Raw genomic sequence first — 16,617 nt, forward strand, 5'->3', positions numbered from 1 at the left:
TGGTCGCCATCAGGCAGCCCTTTCCATTGCCGAACGTTCGGAGGTACGTGCCGCGTCGAGCTGGGCGCGGCGCTTGAGGGATTCGCCCACCGCCCGGAGGAGTCGCCGTTCCCGGGGAGCCACGTCGGGATCGGTGGGACGAGCCAGTTCCCACGCGAATTGGCCGGAGTTGACCGAGGCCAGCGCTGGTAGACGGGGGTCGTTCTCGTCGCCCTGGTCCTCGTCGACGGGATCGACGCCGAGCGCGTTGAGGACCCAGGTGAGCCGGTCGGCTTTGTGGTCGGCGAGGGTCTTGCCCGACCACTTGCGCGAGACCAGGGACGCGGCGGCCCGCGTAGCCCAGGTGTTCGCGGCGGTGTGCCTTGGACCGGCAGAACCCCGGGCGGAGTCCCGCCTTGGGCTGGTCGGATTGGATGCCGTAGCGGAGCCAGTTCGCGCACCGGGGCGAGCACGGTTCGAACCGCAGCGCGTCCAGGAGTCGGTCCACGTGCTGTTCCTGCGTCAGGGACTCCACTTCGTGGCACTCGGCGATGTCCTTGGTGAGGTACTTCGCGAGGTACCGGACGCACCGGTCAGCGTCCGCCGAACCAGCGACAACGCCTTTGGCGTCGACTTGGCGGCCGAACCGCACCACATGATGGGGTTCGGCGTCCGGATCCTCGCCCAGAGCGTCCAACGCCTCGTCCCAGGGGGGCAGGAGTTCGCCCGTGGTCGGGTCGAGGTAGGTCCCTGCGGATTCGTCCCACACCGGCAAGCGGTCACCGTCGAAGGCCACGCGATCGGCCGGAGGCCACCACACCTGGTGGTAGGTGGCGGCGGCGATCTGGCGCAGCTCGGCCCGGGGGATCGTCCCCCTGGTGGCCATGTGCAGGTGTGGGGCCAACCGGCGTTGGGGTTCGACGGCCGCGAAGTACTGCACGTCGAATCCGGCGACCCGGCGGAGGTTCTGCACGAACCGATCCACGAGCTTGGAGAAGTGCAGCGCGTCCCGAGCCGCCCGCCGGTAGTCGTACGTGGACGGGTCAACCGGGGTGCCGTCCGACTTCACCCGCCCGTAGGAGTCGAGGGTGAGCGTGATGAACAGCGACGGCCGGAACACCCTGCCCGTGTTCGGATCGGTGTAGGCCCGCCCGACCGTCTTCCGGGTCATCGGCCGCTTGGGAAGGTCCGGGGCATCCTGCCGACGACGAGTCGAGCGCACTCGACGCGACCCCGACGAGGAGGAGCCCGAACGGGTGACCGAGCCCCGCAGCCCGGAGGCGTTGATCTCCTCGTCCAGGTCCGAGATAGCCGCGTCCAGTGCGGCCAGGTCCTCCGCCGAGGCGTCCCCGGACACGGCGAGTCGGTCCCGTTCGGCGGTGACCACGGCGCGCTGTTCCACCCACGAGCGTTGCACCTCCGAGGGCGGGTCAGGCTCCACCACGGGTTCCTCAGCCAGATGCCGCCCCTCCTCACACTGCGTCCGCCGAAACGACCGTTTCCGTTTGGCGCAGGCAGGGCAGCGGGATTCGAGCGTGGACCCGCACGGGACGTCCACGATCTCGGTGGCACCGGTGGCGATGTCGGTGCGTCGAAGGGACACCGGGCGGATGCACACCCCGTGGTCGGCAACGACCTGTTCGGCGACCTCACGGACCAGGGGTTGCGCGAGCCGTTCGGCACGGGTCGACTTACCGGTAGGAGTCGGCATCAACCCACCCCCACGACCACAGAGCGGGAGACCCCCACCGCATGCAGCCCCAAAGACCGAAGACCGGCATGATCTTCCACTGGATTGGGTGCCTGGCCTTCATCCCCTTCCTGGGTTGGCACATGTGGGTCTTCGAGGACGGCCGGTGGAAGGTCCTGCCCTTTTGCTGGCTGCTGTTCCTGTGGTTCCTGGTCCGCGACACCAGCAAGTACAGGCGCTCGATGCATGAGTACCTGGAACATCAGGCCACCCAGAGCCCGAAGGAGAAATCCACCCCGTAGCCCCACCTGACGTCGATCTAGGGTTGCGCCATGGACGCACCACAACGCCTCATGTTCTGGATGACCTTCCCAGGGATGTTGCTGTTCGGGATGCTGTCGATCAACGTCGGTCTGTTGGCGGCATTCGCTGGTATGGGGGTCTGGTTCGCGCTGGTGTTCCTGTGGGCTGAGTGGTACCGACGTAGACACGGTCATCCCTCCGCCTCCTCAGATTCAGACCCTTAAGCGTCGGTCATGGCGGTGATGTCGTCGTCCGAGACGTACGCGGCCCGCACCCTCATGGGTGCCGGTGAGCCCTCCATCCGGATGTAGCCCACCCCGGGAAGGCCGGGGTCGATCAGGTGCGCGTTCGCCCCCCGGTCGCGGGCACCCTCGCCGAGGATCATGTCGACCTGGGACGCCTCGTCCAGCCGCAGGGCGACCTTGTCGGGGAACAGGTTGCGCAGGTTCATCACCTCCTTGCGGGGGTCCTGGAGAGCGGCCAGGACCGCGAAGCCGACCGAACGGCCTTGTGAGGTGAGGGTGGCTATGGCGTTCTCGGCGCGGCGGCGCACGTCGCGGTCGGGGTGGTAGGCGGTCAGGAACGCCACCTCGTCCAGCACCACCAACACGAACGGATCCGTCACCGTGGGGACGTGAGACCGCTGCTTGCCCGCGTACCGACGCGCCCGGTCCTGCATGTCGGCCACCGCTGATTCCAACACCTTCACCGCGGACTCGCCGTCATCGGCGTACCGGGCGAACAAGGACCGGCCGTAGGACAGTTCCATCCGTTTGGGGTCGGTCGCCCACACTCGCGCCGTCCCGTCCGCGATGGCGGGGAGCATCGCACGGATGGTCGACCAGATCACCGACCCCTTCCCGGACCCGGTCACCCCCGCCACCAGCACATGCGTCCCGTGGAGGCGAAGCCGCCACTGAGAGCCGTCCTCCCTCACGCCAACCGGCAGCGCGGACAGATCCACCCTGTCCGACACGTCGAGGGCGTCCAGGGGTTCCGGCGAGGGTGTCCTGTCGGGGGAACTCCAGGACGATTTTGCGTGGCCCCTCCACCACCACACGGCAGGACGGGGCACCGAATCCGTGCGCCAGCTCGGCCACCCGGGTCTCGAACTCCACAGGAGACGTCCCGGCTACCAGGGAGACCCGGACCCGGTCAGCCCATTCCTAGCAGGTGACGCGGCGGATGCGGGGGAGGTAGCGGCGTTCCTGGTAGGACTCGGCCAGCCCGGAGATCACCAGCACGGGTTGCCAGTGGCGGCGGTAGACCGCCACGTGCCGCCACCAGGCGAGCAGGCGAAGCGTGATCCAGCTCCGGTAGGAGTCGGGCCAGGTGCGCCACCACACCAGCGACGCGACCGCAGCCGCTCCCCACAGTCCGACCAGACCGGGCCAGCCCAGCCACCACCAGTCGCCGAACGACACCGAGGCATTCGCCACGAGGACCGCGAAGCGGAACGGCAGGGTGACCAGGAACCGGGTCAGCCTCCATATCCACGAGCCTAGGACCACGATCCCCGGCGTCTCCACGATCGGAGTCGTCTATCGCACCCCCTGGGCCGGGGTCGACAGCGTCGGGGATGTTTGAGGGGTACCGATCTTCGCCATCAGCGGTCACCGCCTATCGCGTCTTCGATCCGCGCCAGGATCCGGTCACGGTCAGCGCGGGCACGGGCAGCGGCCTTGACCGTGTCCGGGTTGTCGTCCCGGTCCGCGAGCGTGGCGAACACACGGGCCTTGAAGTCGAAGAACTCGGCGCGCTCGGCGTCGGTGGAGGGGTGGGAGTCGACCGCGTCGAGGAACAGCCGGACCAACCGCGGGCCGGTCAAGGTGGACAGGTCAGACCTGTTGTCGGACATACTTGAAGACACCTCTTCTGAGATTTCGCAGTCGCAGGAGGGGTTCAGGGGCGGCTAGGTGTTGGCGCACCAGACCGCCCCGCTTACTTGTCAGGAGGCGGTCACGCCGCTTCCTTGGCCGGTGCGCGACGGCCACCAGCAGCGCCACCGGGAGCCTTCACACCACGGGCACGCAGCGAGTACGCCACCCGGGGGCGGCGGCCGTTGTCGTCCACGTAGGGCATGACCGCCATCGCCTCGAACTCGATCGGTCGGAACGGCAGCCCAGGAACCTCGTCCGGCAGGGTCGGGCAGACCTCGGCGGCGACCTTGACCTTCACCGACTTGGCCTTGCCCCGCGCTTCGGGGTCGGCGTCGATCATGTCCACCGCCCACAGCGGCAACCCCGAGTCCTTGTCCATCTGCGGACGCTTGGTCTCGAAGTCCGTGATCGCCTTCACCCCAAGGGCGAAGGCACCGAGCGGGAACACCGTCCCGAACCGGCAACGCACCCTGAATAGCCACCAATCAGCCTCTTCTCAGCTCTGTCGACCCCCCTAGACACTCAGTGGCGACGCCACCGAAGACAGTTGTCTAGGGGGCTGGGCACGAAGGTGACAGCACGGCGAGGCGATTGTCTGGGGGCTAATCAGGCAGGGGTCCACGTGACGACGGTGGCGTCGTCATGGAGCTTGCCGCGCGTGTATTCACGCTGGTCAGCGTCACTTGCTTCCAGTGTGCGCACGTAGTCGATGAGCGCGGCGGGGCCGTCCTTGACGGCGAGGGTGTAGCAGTCGACCCAGGTCTGGGCGTCGAAGACCTCCACCCCGCGCGTGGCCCCGTCCGTCATCGCGGCGAACCCGACCAACGCGTCCAGGGACAGGGAACCGGTCAGGGCTTCGGCCGCCGCGCGAGGGTCGGCGCCGGCGGTCCAGAACCCGCCGGGGACGTTGCGGTAGGCCCGGATGGCGTGAGCCCGTTCGTGGAGTTCGGCCCGGCGTTCGGGGGTGCCCTCGATGGTGGTGAAGGGGGCGGCGGCCAGCTTCCACTTCAGGTCGTCAAGACGGGTGTCGGTGATGTCGTTGACCGTCCCGTCGGTGCCTTTGGACAGGAGCACCGAGTCCGACAAGACCAGGTAGTCCACGCGGTCACCGGCGAAGCGGACCAGGACCACGGTGGCCGAGGGCGTTTCCTGGTTGGTCAGATCGCAACCGTCTCCGTGGAGTGAGGACACGGTGGTGATCGACTCGGCGAGCACGTCCCTCAGGGGTTGGTCGCCCGTGAGTCCGGCCAGCAGGAGTCCGCCCAGGCGGCGCGTGAACCAGGCCACGCCGTGCGTACAGCCGATGTCGATCCCTTTGGGGGCACTGGCTCCGTCCAGCAGCACGGCCCCGTTGGTCGTGACGGCCGCGAAGTCCTCGTTGTCGCGGTCGGGGTTGCCGGGGGCGGTGGCTAGAAGGAAGGGCACGGGCTCAGTCCTGGTCGTGGCTCTGGAGACGCGCACGTGGAGATCCACACGGCTACACGTGCGCGGTCTCTTCATCCGCCTGTACGACGAGCTTCCCCACTCCGAGGTCAGCACGCATCAGAAGGCGCAGCTCCACCAGCCGTGCCCATGCTTCCTGGCGCTCGGCCTCGGCGGACTCCAGAGTCTCCCCAGCTCTGGGGTTCCCGCTGTCGAGTCGTTTCACGTGACCGAAGAGCCCCATCAGGCTCTGGTTGGCCTCGGATACAGCATCAAGGATGTCCTCATTCACCCAGAGCTGCGCCTCGGCATAGCAAAGCCTGTGTGCTGCGCGGGTCCGCTCCAGCGCCTCCCGCTCGCTGTCACGCGGTTCATCCAACTCCACGGTGTGCAGGAGATCGGTCAGGGCTGTGAGGAACTCTCTGGCGGCGGAATTGAGCGCAACGTAGCCAGACCGCCTTTGTTCCTCCTGAGCCCGGGTTTCTTCAGACCGCTGCTGCTCCAGACGCGTGTGATCGGCGTGCCTGAGCGCCTGCGCCTTGATGCGGTGCGCGAACGGCTGCGTGGTGAGAGCTGTCACCACACTGCCGACCGCGCCCGCCAAACCACCGATCACGATCGGATCCATCGGTTACACCCCTCCACGGTCTACCAGCAAGACACCAGCGTGCCACTGTGGGTGAAATGGTGCAGAAAACGGGTCCCGGAACACGCACGAGCCCCAGGAAAGCGCAGCTCGACGAACACATCCAGACTCAGCCATCGCTGTGTTCCATCGGTCGTCATCCACAACACGCGGGTGACAGGAGCTTCAGAGCCGCGTCTGGTTGAAGGAGACGAGGGATGAGGGCCCCGCAAGCCCGCCGCGGACAGCCTTTTCCGAGCGCCCGCAGTCACTCGATTCCAATGATCTGCGGCTCCGAAAGCGATTCCATCCAGCTGGTGCGCCCGCGCGGGTGCACCACACCGGCGAGGAGACGGAGTGCCCATGTGTGTCGCGGGGATCGCGAACCTGACGATGGTGCTGGTAACCGATCTGCGCAGGCGGCCAGAGCCCCGGCATCGATGTGGGCGGGAAACCGGGCTCACCGGTGAACGCCTCGATGCCTTCCCGCGCTGCTGGGAACCGCTTCGCGCGGTCACGCGCAGACCCGCGGGAGGGAGCGGCGCTCCGGCGGACCCTCCGCCCGGGATGACCAGCCTCGGTGTTGGCCGATGGGTACGCATCCGCCATGATCAAGGGCATCCCTTGCAAAAACGGCCGAACGACACGGGGGTCGGTGATGGCAGAGTCGCAGCAGCGCAGGCGCGGTAACCGCAGGACCGGGGTGCGCCGCGACAACTACGTCAAGCTCAGCCTCAGCGACGACGAACACGAACTCCTCACCCGCGCGGCCAAGGACCAGGCCATGACCCTGAGCGGGTTCGCCGCCCACGCCGCCCTGGGCGTGGCCCGCCACACCCTGGACACCACCCCCGACGCCCGCCAGACCCTCATCGCCCTCAACGACGCCGTCACCGCCCTGGAACGCCTGCACACCGACCTGCGCGCGACCACCGACCCTGAGGGGCTCGCTCGCGTGGTCACGACCATCGCCTGCGCGGTGGAGACCCTGGAGAACGCCGGCGACGCCGTCGCGGACGCACACCGGTGATCGCCAAGGTCATGCGCGGCCAGGACACCCTGGGCCTGCTCCGCTACCTGTACGGGCCCGGCCGCGCCAACGAACACACCGACCCCCACCTGGTCGCCGCCTGGCGCACCCTGGGCGTGCCCGACCCCGGCCGCGACCCCGACGCCGACCTGTCCGTGCTCGCGCGCCGCCTGGACCGGTTCGTCCGCCCGGAAGTACGCCGCCACGTGTGGCACTGCGCCGTGCGCGTGGCCCCCACCGACCGCCCCCTCACCGACACCGAGTGGGACCACGTGGCGCGCAAGATCGCCGCCGCCGGCGGAGTCGCCCCCCTGGGCGACGACCGCGGCTGCCGGTGGGTGGCCCTGCGCCACGACGGCGCCGACAGCCACCACATCCACCTGCTCGCCACCCTGGCCCGCCAGGACGACACCAACCCCCACATCCACAACGACGCGCTGCGACTGCGCGATGCGTGCCGCGCTTTGGAGGACGAACTGCAGTTGCGCCCCACCAGCGCCTCCGACAACACCTCCGCCCCCTCACCCACCCGCGGGGAAACGGAGAAAGCGCGACGCGACGGGCGTGCGCGGCCCTCACGCGCGGTGCTGGAGCGCCTGGCCCGGCGGGCCGCGGCCGCCTCCCGCACCGAGCAGGAGTTCCTCGACGCGGTGCGCTCCACCGGAGCGCTGGTGCGTCTGCGCGAGACCGCACAGGGTCAGGACCCGGCGGGGTACGCGCTGGCCCTGCCCGGCGACACCGCCCCCGACGGCGAACCAGTCTGGTACTCCGGAACCGCCCTGGCCCCGGACCTGTCCCTGCCCCGCGTACGGGCCCGGTTCGCCGACACACCCGACTCTCCTGCCACGGTGGACATGGGCAGTCCCTGGGCCGGGGTGGCCGCGGCGGTGCGCGACCTGTCCGCGGCGTGGGCGACCGCGGGCGAGGGGGCGCGGGCCGCGGGCGCGGCGGCCCTGGGCGACGTCCTCACCGTGGCCGCGGCGGTCGCCCCCGCGCGGTTCGCGGACGCGCTGGGCACGGCAGAGCAGACGTGGAGCCATGCGGGCCGTCCGCCGGTGGGCGCCGCCCCGTTCCCCTCCGCGGTCCGGCTGCGCGAGGCGGCCCGTTCGTTGGGGGCCTCCGCTCCCTCCGGTGCGGGGAGCCGACGGGATGCGAGCGGCTGTCGTGACGCCGTGGAGGAACTCGCCCGGATGACGGGGCAGGTCGCCGACTGGTACCAGACCTGTGCCTGGGGGCCGCAGGAGCGATCGGCCCACCTGGTGGCCGAGGGTCTGAGGCGGGCTCTTGGGTGAGCTCTCCCGGGCGGACCCACCTGTACGTTGCGGAGAGCGGGCCGGATCCATCCGGTCATGCCGGCCCCGAGCGTGTTCCGCCGTCGGGCCGAGCGGGTCATGTCCCCGTCGCGGCGGCGTGCCGACGCGCGTTCCCGGAACGACCCTGACGGAGGAAGATGTCTGAAGGAGAACTGTGGGAGGGCCTGGCGGGGACACGCGCCCAGGGCCCGAACGACGCGGACGCCGCCCTCTCGGCCGTGCTGAACACCGTCTCGGTCCTCAGCACCGACCTGGGCAGGCTCGGCGCCCGTCTCGACACGGCCGTCACGGAACTCGGAGACCAGGACGACCGCCTGACCCGGACGATGGAATCGGCCCTGGAGCGCCTGCAGGTGGTCGAGGAGCTGGCCGGGCAGGTCCGCGACCTGGCCGCCGCCGTCGCTGACCTGGGCGAGGGCGACAGGGAGGGTCCGCCCCAGCCGTGGAACTGGTCGGCCATGAGCGACGAGGAACGGCAGCGGTCGGTCGCCCTGCTGGGCGCGTGGGTGCGCGACGTGCTCTTCACCCGTTGGCCGTGGACCCAGCGGCGACTCCAGTGGTGCTGGGCCTACCACCCCGAACTCCTCCAGGACCTGAGCATGCTCCACGTGGCCTACCGGCAGGCCTACGAGCACTCTGGACGCCGCTCCCACCACGAGACCGACTTCCGGCACACCCTGGTCGAGGTGATGGCCGCGGCCCCGGACGTCTTCACCCGCGACGAGTGCCCCACGACCCCCGCGCGGCACCCGATCGCGGCCCCGGCCCGCGACGACGAGCGGTTCTGGCGTCTGGCGTCCGTCGGAGACAGCGGTGCCGAGGAGCCAGTGGACGGCTTCTCCGCCGACCCCGAACCGCTCGAAACGGAGCAGACGCGTGACCGGCTGCTGGCGCGGCTGCACGCGCTCAACGAGCAGGCCCGCGACCACACACTGCCGCAGGAGCACCGCGACCAGGCCCGGAGCCGGATGGCGGAGCTGGTGAGGAGGAACGGCATCACCCAGGAGGAGTACCGGGAGTTCCGGGCCGAACTCAACCGGCCCTGACGAAACCGGAGGGGCCGTCCCGGGGGTCGCGTCAACGCGGAACAGCCGCTCATCCCGGCGCGCCCCGGCACCGACCCGACCGTCCGCTCACCCGCTCTCCTCCGGCGCAACAGGCGGGTCGTCGGTACGGCACTGCAACCACATCAGCGAGTGCTCGACACCGACCAGGAAAGCCCGCGAACGCGCCCGCGGCCGGTCCGCGGCCAGCGGCTGCCCGCGCAGGAGCCGCTGCGCCAGCGCCTCCTCCGCCCCCAGGTCGCCTCCGACGGGCGGCTGAGTCCCCGGCCGCTCCCCCGACACGGGCCCCTCGGACTCGTCGCCCGCGGCGAAGGCCAGCGCCGCGGCGACGCCCGCCGCGTACTCGTCCGCGCGCCCGGCCGTGCGGAGAGCGCGGCGCACGGCCCGAACCCGACCCGCGTCCCTCACCGCTGGGACCCGGGCCAGGTGGTCGCGCTCGGAGGCGTTCAGCGCCTGGCGGGCGCCGCCAGGCCCGTTCAGCCTCCGCCGCAGGTCGCTCCGCTCGGCCGCGGTCAGCGGCCGGACCCGCTCGTAGTCCCCCGCCGACGGGTCCAGGTCGCGGGCGGGAACCAGCCAGTAGGGGCGCGGATCCTCAGCGCTCATATCCTCGTCCTTCCCCGTCACCGTGTCCGGCCCGAACCCTGATCGCCCCCGCTCGGCCCGCGACGACGGCCCGGCGTACCCGCACGCCTCCCGCTCTGGGCGCGGCGCACGGCTTCGAGGAAGTCCGCCGGCCCACCCGACCGGGCACGGCCCCGACCGGCCTTCCGCCGCTCCCGGGCGGAGGCGTCGGTGCGCTCGCTGCCTTCGGTGCTCTCGGCGGAGCGCCCCGGATCGGCGGGCCGCCGACGCGCCTGGCGACGAGCCCGCTCCTCCGGTCCCTCGTCGGAGGCCGACTCCCGACCGCGCGCGACCAGGACGGCGCGCGCCCGCTCGGCCCGCTCCATGGCCTCCCGCAGCGCCGGGTCCAGGTCCCGCAGTCGTGCGGTGGCCAGATCCGCCGAGCCCAATCGGCGGGCGTCCGCATCGGCGTCGGAGGGCGTGACGGGATCCAGCGGCGGCAGGTGCACACCCGGGAAGCGGCGGCGCAGTTCGGCGTCGGCCGCCAGGGCCGCCTCACGGATCGGCTCCGCGGCACGCATCCACTCCTCGCGACGCCCGTGTGCGCGTTCGAGGTGGCCGCGCCGCCGATCAGCGAGATCCGCCAGGTCGGCGTTGGCACGTGCCCAGGTCGACAGGCTCTCCCGCTCCGCCGGGTCGGCGCAGGCCCGGGCCCGCGCCCACAAGCGCTCCGCCTCCGCGGCCCGGTCCTGGGCCTCGACGACGGTTGCCCTGAGATCCTCGGCCGCATACGGAGGCGCGGAGGCCAGCTCGCGCGCGTACGCGGCACGCCGCTCCCAGAGCTGCCCCGTGGTGGCCGCCGCGGCCTCCCGATCCACCGAGGACAGGCCGAGCGCCAGCGCCGCCCGCTCCCAGGCCGCACGGCGCTCGGGACGGTGTCGCCCAGGAGCGGCGCCCAGCACGTCGGTCGTGACCCGCTCGTCGCCGTACTGCTCGCGATATCCCAGCACCAAGCCCGCGCGGTGCGCCCACGCGGCCCGCCCGAGGACGTCCTCGGGCGGGCTGCCCAGGTGCTCGACCAACCAGGCCGGAGGCTCCTCGGCGGCCATCTCGCCCAGCCGCTGCGTCCGAGCGTCCATGGCCTCGGCCACCTGACGGGCGAAGGCGCCCATCGCCGGGTCCGAGAGACGGGGGGTGCGCTCGGCCCACGTGCCGTCCAGGGGCGCAGGAGAGCCGATGAGGTCGTCGACACGCGCGGTCAGGATGAGGGCGATGCTGCGCGCGCCCTCCCATCCGCGCTCGTCGTCCACGGCGGCCCGCAGCACCGCGTCCGGGTCCAGGCCGGCGAGGCGGGCCCGGTGCAGCCGCTCGACGAGCGCCTCGCGCGCCGGATCCGCCTCCAACCGGTCGTGGATCGCGGGAGGCAGCAGTCGGGGCAGACGCCGCTCGGCCCAGGTCGCGGTGTCGTCGGCGACCACCTCGCCCCACATCGCGCCCAGGTGCGCCAGGTGGGTGACGCGGTCGGCCTCGGCGCGCAGAACGCCGACGGCCGTGCGGTCCCCCTGCGCGTTGCCCAGCACCCCGGCCAGCACCGCGAGGGGATCGCGGTCGACGTCCTCGTCGCGCACACCGGGGGCGGGCCGCGCAGGCTCGAAGGGACGAAGGTCCGCGCCCTCGTTCTCCACCACCGTCCAGGCCCAGTTGCCCTCGCGGCCGCGAGTCATCTCCACGTAGAACATCTGCCGGCTCATCCCGGCCTCGACCACGGAGTGGCAGGTGTCCACGGTGCGCCCCTGGGCGGCGTGGACGGTACCGGCGTAACCGAGCTCGACGTGCTGGCGTACGTAGTCAGCGGTCAGGGTCGCGTAGCCGCCCGCGCGTCCCGTGTCGCCGACCAGCCGGGCCACCACCGTGCCATCGGCCTCGATGCTCTCCACACGCAGCACGTCGCGGTTGGACAGACGCCGCTCGCCGCCGCCGACGCGGACCGTCCGGTCATTGCGGCGCGCCATGACCAGGTCGCCCACACCCATCCGGTTGCCGTCGCGCAGGACCACCGTACGCGTGTCGTCCACCAGCCCGTAGCCGACCAGCTCCGCGCGCACCGACCCCGACAGCTCCGAGGCCTTGGCGTTGGTGGCGGCCAACAGCAACGAGGTACGCCCGCTCAGATGGTCGGCAATGTAGGCGTCGCGGGCCCCCCGCTCCATCTCCTCGCGGGTTCCGCCCCGCAGGCGACCGCGCAGGTCGTAGTCGGCCAGCGCCCGCACATCGCCCTCGCGCAGGCGCACGCTGGCGTCGCGCTCCCACGCGGCGTGGAAGCGCCGCACCCCGGTGAGCTCGAACGACCCCTGGTCCGCGACCAACTGCCGCATCAACCCGCCCGCGCCGGGGGCCGACAGCTGCTCGCTGTCACCGGTCAACAGGATCTTGGCGCCGCTGCGACGGGCGATCTCGGCGATCCGGGACATGTGGTCGGTCGTGACCATGGACGCCTCGTCCACGACCAGCAGCTGGCCCCGCTCGACCCGGACGGCCCCCGACTCCACCTCCTGCAACCAGCGGGTGGTGTTCCACGCGTCGTCCATGCCCTCGGCGGCCAGGACCTGGGCGGCGTTCTGCGCGACGGCGAGACCGGTGACCTTCGCACCGGTCATCTCCCGCCACAGGTCGGCGGCGCGGGCGATCGTGTAGGACTTGCCGGTCCCCGCGTAGCCCTCCAGGACGTCGATCCGGCGTTCGCTGGTGAGAACGCCGTAGACGGCCGCCGCCTGATCGGAGGTGAGCCCGTGCGCGTGCCCCTCCTCCGGTGCCTTCTCCGCGCCGGGCGACCAGCGCAGCCGGATCGCCGCGTCGGACGCCTCGGCGGCGGGGGCCACGCGCTCGGCCGCGGTACGCAGGAAACGCTCCTCACGGTCCAGGTGCTCGGGCGTCGTCCAGAGCTGGGCGGTGGGGTCGCGGAAGACACTGACGCCGCGGTGGCGCAGAGCGTCGGGCACGTCGACCACATCGGCCACGTCCAGGAGCAGGGCCCTCCCGCCCGCGGGAGACAGCGCCTCGTCGGCCAGCTCCGACAACAGGCGGCTCACCTGCTCAGGCTCAAGGCCGCCCAGGTGCGAAGGCAGGTGACGCGAGATATGACGAGCCAGGTCGTAGCGGGTGAAGGCGGCCTTCGCCTTCTGGGCGTCCGCGATCGCCGCGTCCAGCACCCGGCCGATCTCCACCTCGGCCAGCTCGGCGGCGTCCCGCTCACGCCGACGGGCGTCGCGACGCCCCAGCACACGGCCGGGGACGTCAGCGAGCGGGCCGAGTTCGGCCCGGACGGCACGCCGTTCCCACGCGGCGATCTCCGCCTTCCTGGTGGGTGCCTGCGACAGCTTCGTCTTGCGAGCCTTGGTGTCCTTGTTCGCCTGCTGGGCCATACGGAACAGTGCCCGTGCGTCGGGCTCGAAGCCGTGCTTGTCCCTGTAGTCGGCGACCAGCTGGGAGAGCCTGTGGGTCACCTCGCGACGGCGGGTGCTGAACTCGGCGACCTGCTCCGGGGCGACCCCCGTCAGCGACCAGCCCTGCCCGTCCGGGCGCGGCACCCACTCCGTGCCCAGGGTGCGGGTCAGCCGCTCCATGAGCGCACGCTCACCGACCGCGCTCGCCTGCGCGCGGACGCGGAAGACGGCCTGCCCGTCCAGGGAACGCCAGACGCCGTCCTCACACGACTGCCGGTTGAGGACGGCCTGGTGGACGTGCAGCTGGGGATCGCCGTTACGGGAGGTGTGCTGCAGGAAACTCGCGACGACCCACCCTCCGGCGGGGATCCACCGGCCCGTGCTCTGGCCGTTCACCTTCTTGCCGTGACGACCCGCGCGCGCCCACCCGGCCAGTCGCCGCGTCTCCTCCATGGCGACGGCCGCGCCTTCCTTGAGCGCGTCCTCGACCTCGCGCGCGGCCCTGCGCGCCCGCTCAGCCCGCTCGGCGTCGCCCGAGGCCTCCGCCTCCTGCGCCAGGGCGAGCAGCCCGGCGTGCAGGAGGGTGACCGTCTTGTCCGCCGAGAAGGTCAGGTCGAGGAACTGGAGCGCCTTGCGCTCCTCCCTGCGCGCCTCGATGCGCAACTGCTCCCGGCGCTCGGGCGAGGCCTCCGGCTCGGCGGCGAGCTTGGCCTCGAGGAGGGCGTCGAACGAGGCGTAGGTGGCGGGCTTGCGCCCCAGACGGGCCTTCGCCTCCCGGGGGACCGCGGAGTTCCGGAAGGCGGGGTCGCGCGGATCGAGGAAGTCCCCGTAGAGCTCCTCCATGACCGCCGGGTCGACCTCCGACCCCGCCCGAAGACCGAGCTCCTCCGCGCCCGGACCCGACCAGAGACCGGGCGGCTCACCGTAGGCGTGGGCGGCGTCGAGGTAGAGGTTCTCCGCTCCCGGGGCGACGGTCCTGGCGAGGTAGAGGGGGTCGTAGCCCTTACCGACCGTGAGGATCCCGCCCACGCCCCACCCCCTTCGTCGCCCTGGATCCGCTTCGAATCCACCCCACCGCACACACTTATATTACCCGAAATTTACTAATGCATCGGTGTGAAGCCACCGAGGGAGTCGGATGCACGACTACCGTGGGTCACGGCGGGGTCGTTCCACCGTGACCCAACATGGTACCTCTTTTTGGTCACGAGCCTTCGGGCTCGGTGTACTCAAGCTCGCCGCTGGCGAGCTTGGCGGCCTCGGCCCGTGTGACCGGACGGACCTCGACCGCGAGAATGCTCGCAGCCTTCAGCTCCCGCGCGATGGCGGCGGCCTTCCTTCCGCTCGCCGCGTACTGGCACCCCTTCTCCTGGGTGTTGGGGTCGTCGTAGACGACGGCCTTCGGTTGCGCCACACCCTTACGGGAGGAACGGGGTTCGGGCTGGGGCGCGGACTCCGCCCCGGACCCGTCGCAGCGCTGGAACCCGTCGCCCTTCCTCCAGTCCCACACCACCGTGTACCCGAGCAAGTGGGCGTCGATCTCGGCGGGCTGCATCTTGCGGAACGCGATGTTCCACGCTCCCCGCGCACGCAGATCCTCGTGAACCTCACGACGGGCCTCGACCTCGACCATGGGCTTGACGCACGTTTCACCGTTGATGGTGTAACGGACCTTGTACTCACTGTTGGTGGGGTTCACGCTTTCCGCCTTTCGTCGTCCCGACCGCCTTACACTTAACATGATACCTCAATAGCTGGCGGTTCAACCCACGAAAGAGGCATCATGTTAAGTGACGCGCGTCACACAGCGGGTGTGGAGTGTGCGGCGCCTGCGCCGCACGTCGTCCCGTCCGCTTCCTCCCGTCACCCGTCATCCACGCTTCGCGCGAGCGCGCCGGTCGTCGGGGTGCATAAAGGAGGAGGAACGACGACTGTTGCGCCTCGGCGGGCGGTGTGCTGGTCTCCGATGGATGACGGGTGACGGGAGGAAGCGGACCCCCAGCCACCGACCGGGGTGCCGTGACAGCGGTCCCCCTCCCTCCTCGATCCCCGATTCCCCGCCGGAGGCACCTCGGTGACGCCCGCCCTGTGGGAGGAGGGCACGCCGTACCGCCGAAGAGGCCTCAACGGGCCGGCGTCACCGCCGGTCGCCGATCTTGGCCTTGAGGTAGACACCCGCACTGACACACTTGGTGAGGATGTCGCCGTCGTCCTCCCGCAGAGTGAGCCGCCAGCACTCCGAGCGCGTCTCGCGGACCCGCTTCTGACCGACGACGACCTCCCTGCACCGGCGGTTCTTCCCGGTCCCGGTGCACCGTGTGACGGTCTTGTCCTTCGTGACCCAGGTCGTGCCCCGGGGGATGTACGTCTTGTCGATGACGGTCGCGGGCTCGGAACCGCAACCCGTGAGGATCAGGGCCGCGACGGCGCCGGCGGTACCGCTGACGAGGCGGTGGTGGGACTTCATGGGGTTTCCCCTTCCTGGGCGGTCTGTGCTCGGGCCGAGGGCCTGCCCCGGCACAGGACCGCCCGGCGGGGGGGGGGGGGGGGGGGGGGGGGGGGGGGGGGGGGGGGCCGGCGGCGGGGGGGGGGGCGCGCCCGCCCCCCCCCCCCCCCCCGCGCGCGCGGCGCGGGGGGGGGGGGGGGGGCGCCCCCCGCCCCCGGCGCCCCCCCCCCCCCCCCCCCCCCCCCCCCCCCCCCCCCCCCCCCCCCCCCCCCGTCTGCCAGGTTCTCGGTGCTGGACAGGCCTCCACGCCAGAACTGACCACCCGGGAAGGCGCGAAGCCACGGGACCGGCCCGCGAGGATCGATACAGTGCACGGGACCGGGGCACGGCTCGGCCCGCGGGGGTCACGCCCGGGAACACGGGTCCGGGCACACGGAGTGGCGGGGATTCAGCACCCCGCGGGACGCTCCCCGCCAGCTCCCGCGGAACGCTCCTCGACGGAGTCGCGACGTTCGCGGGGCATGCGCGGACGGTCGGACGTCCCCGAGGTTCCTCCGGCGGCGCGGGCCTCGCCAGTCGGGGGTCGGGGGCACGACGAGGACCCGTCGCGGGACAATGCCGGAGGTTTTCGGGCGAGCGCACTCGCCTCGCGTGCGGTGTGCCGATCAGCTCTCCGGTGGTGTGTGGTGGGTGCCCGCCAGGGCACCGCGTGGGAGGCCGCGCCAGCGGGCTCCCACCGACAAGAACTGCCGGCCCCGCCAGGGGCCGACCACGGCCCGGCGGCCCGCGCCCCCGACCCCTTGCCGGACACCGGCCACCCTCGGCGCGGAACACGCCGCCGGGCCACCGGGCAGCCGGCCC

11 protein-coding genes and 3 pseudogenes are annotated in these 16,617 nt (G+C 71.6%); 4 read left to right on the forward strand and 10 right to left on the reverse strand.

Features of this window, described 5'->3' with window-relative positions; genetic code table 11:
• Positions 1 to 9: 9 nt before the first annotated feature.
• A pseudogene (locus ACIBFB_RS12545) lies at positions 10 to 1,690 on the reverse strand (replication initiator).
• 41 nt (positions 1,691 to 1,731) lie between these two features.
• On the opposite strand from ACIBFB_RS12545, the gene ACIBFB_RS12550 reads away from it, so the two are divergent.
• Entirely contained in the window at positions 1,732 to 1,971 is a 240-nt protein-coding gene (locus ACIBFB_RS12550; protein ID WP_397229355.1) for a hypothetical protein, read from the forward strand.
• A 221-nt stretch (positions 1,972 to 2,192) separates the two neighbouring features.
• Here ACIBFB_RS12550 and ACIBFB_RS12555 read toward each other — a convergent pair.
• The 5 genes and pseudogenes from ACIBFB_RS12555 to ACIBFB_RS12575 all read right to left on the reverse strand — a co-directional run bounded on the left by ACIBFB_RS12555 (position 2,193) and on the right by ACIBFB_RS12575 (position 5,902).
• Positions 2,193 to 3,501: pseudogene (locus tag ACIBFB_RS12555) on the reverse strand (cell division protein FtsK).
• 77 nt (positions 3,502 to 3,578) lie between these two features.
• The gene (locus ACIBFB_RS12560) at positions 3,579 to 3,830 is read right to left on the reverse strand and encodes a hypothetical protein (RefSeq protein WP_397229357.1); all 252 of its coding nucleotides are present in this window, start codon (positions 3,828 to 3,830) and stop codon (positions 3,579 to 3,581) included.
• A gap of 101 nt (positions 3,831 to 3,931) precedes the next feature.
• Positions 3,932 to 4,334 (reverse strand): annotated as a pseudogene (locus ACIBFB_RS12565) (plasmid replication, integration and excision activator).
• Between the two features lie 124 nt (positions 4,335 to 4,458).
• Positions 4,459 to 5,277, reverse strand: a complete 819-nt coding sequence (locus ACIBFB_RS12570) for a protein phosphatase 2C domain-containing protein (protein WP_397229359.1) — start codon at positions 5,275 to 5,277, stop codon at positions 4,459 to 4,461.
• Positions 5,278 to 5,329: 52 nt separating this feature from the next.
• The gene (locus ACIBFB_RS12575) at positions 5,330 to 5,902 is read right to left on the reverse strand and encodes a hypothetical protein (protein WP_397229361.1); all 573 of its coding nucleotides are present in this window, start codon (positions 5,900 to 5,902) and stop codon (positions 5,330 to 5,332) included.
• Between the two features lie 655 nt (positions 5,903 to 6,557).
• Between ACIBFB_RS12575 and ACIBFB_RS12580 the strand changes: the two genes are divergently transcribed.
• The 3 genes from ACIBFB_RS12580 to ACIBFB_RS12590 all read left to right on the forward strand — a co-directional run bounded on the left by ACIBFB_RS12580 (position 6,558) and on the right by ACIBFB_RS12590 (position 9,288).
• Complete coding sequence (locus tag ACIBFB_RS12580) at positions 6,558 to 6,929, forward strand: hypothetical protein (RefSeq protein WP_397229363.1); 372 nt, start codon at positions 6,558 to 6,560, stop codon at positions 6,927 to 6,929.
• Positions 6,926 to 8,221 (forward strand): relaxase/mobilization nuclease domain-containing protein, encoded by a 1,296-nt coding sequence (locus tag ACIBFB_RS12585; RefSeq protein ID WP_397229365.1) that lies wholly within the window; start codon positions 6,926 to 6,928, stop codon positions 8,219 to 8,221. Before ACIBFB_RS12580 ends, ACIBFB_RS12585 begins: the two co-directional genes overlap by 4 nt.
• A gap of 158 nt (positions 8,222 to 8,379) precedes the next feature.
• Positions 8,380 to 9,288: a hypothetical protein gene (locus ACIBFB_RS12590; RefSeq protein WP_397229368.1), complete on the forward strand. Its 909-nt coding sequence runs from the start codon at positions 8,380 to 8,382 to the stop codon at positions 9,286 to 9,288.
• Positions 9,289 to 9,375: 87 nt separating this feature from the next.
• Here the strand turns inward: ACIBFB_RS12590 and ACIBFB_RS12595 are convergent, their stop codons facing one another.
• From ACIBFB_RS12595 to ACIBFB_RS12610, 4 genes are all read right to left on the reverse strand, one after another.
• On the reverse strand, positions 9,376 to 9,909 hold the full coding sequence (locus tag ACIBFB_RS12595) for a hypothetical protein (RefSeq protein WP_397229370.1): 534 nt from the start codon (positions 9,907 to 9,909) through the stop codon (positions 9,376 to 9,378).
• 17 nt (positions 9,910 to 9,926) lie between these two features.
• A complete protein-coding gene (gene mobF / locus ACIBFB_RS12600; RefSeq protein WP_397229372.1) occupies positions 9,927 to 14,339 on the reverse strand; it encodes a MobF family relaxase in 4,413 nt (1,470 codons plus the stop codon).
• Positions 14,340 to 14,514: 175 nt separating this feature from the next.
• Positions 14,515 to 15,009 carry a hypothetical protein gene (locus tag ACIBFB_RS12605; RefSeq protein ID WP_397229374.1) on the reverse strand — a complete coding sequence of 165 codons (495 nt, stop codon included), beginning with the start codon at positions 15,007 to 15,009 and terminating at the stop codon, positions 14,515 to 14,517.
• Positions 15,010 to 15,447: 438 nt separating this feature from the next.
• Positions 15,448 to 15,777 (reverse strand): hypothetical protein, encoded by a 330-nt coding sequence (locus ACIBFB_RS12610; protein WP_397229376.1) that lies wholly within the window; start codon positions 15,775 to 15,777, stop codon positions 15,448 to 15,450.
• Positions 15,778 to 16,617 lie beyond the last annotated feature (840 nt).

Source organism: Nocardiopsis sp. NPDC050513 (assembly GCF_044457925.1).
Taxonomy (GTDB): domain Bacteria; phylum Actinomycetota; class Actinomycetes; order Streptosporangiales; family Streptosporangiaceae; genus Nocardiopsis.

Bases quoted from the DNA above. Each gene is read 5' to 3' on its own strand.
- ACIBFB_RS12550 (WP_397229355.1), top strand. From the start codon at position 1,732: ATGCAGCCCCAAAGACCGAAGACCGGCATGATCTTCCACTGGATTGGG.
- ACIBFB_RS12560 (WP_397229357.1), bottom strand. From the start codon at position 3,830: ATGTCCGACAACAGGTCTGACCTGTCCACCTTGACCGGCCCGCGGTTG.
- ACIBFB_RS12575 (WP_397229361.1), bottom strand. From the start codon at position 5,902: ATGGATCCGATCGTGATCGGTGGTTTGGCGGGCGCGGTCGGCAGTGTG.
- ACIBFB_RS12580 (WP_397229363.1), top strand. From the start codon at position 6,558: ATGGCAGAGTCGCAGCAGCGCAGGCGCGGTAACCGCAGGACCGGGGTG.
- ACIBFB_RS12590 (WP_397229368.1), top strand. From the start codon at position 8,380: ATGTCTGAAGGAGAACTGTGGGAGGGCCTGGCGGGGACACGCGCCCAG.
- ACIBFB_RS12595 (WP_397229370.1), bottom strand. From the start codon at position 9,909: ATGAGCGCTGAGGATCCGCGCCCCTACTGGCTGGTTCCCGCCCGCGAC.
- ACIBFB_RS12610 (WP_397229376.1), bottom strand. From the start codon at position 15,777: ATGAAGTCCCACCACCGCCTCGTCAGCGGTACCGCCGGCGCCGTCGCG.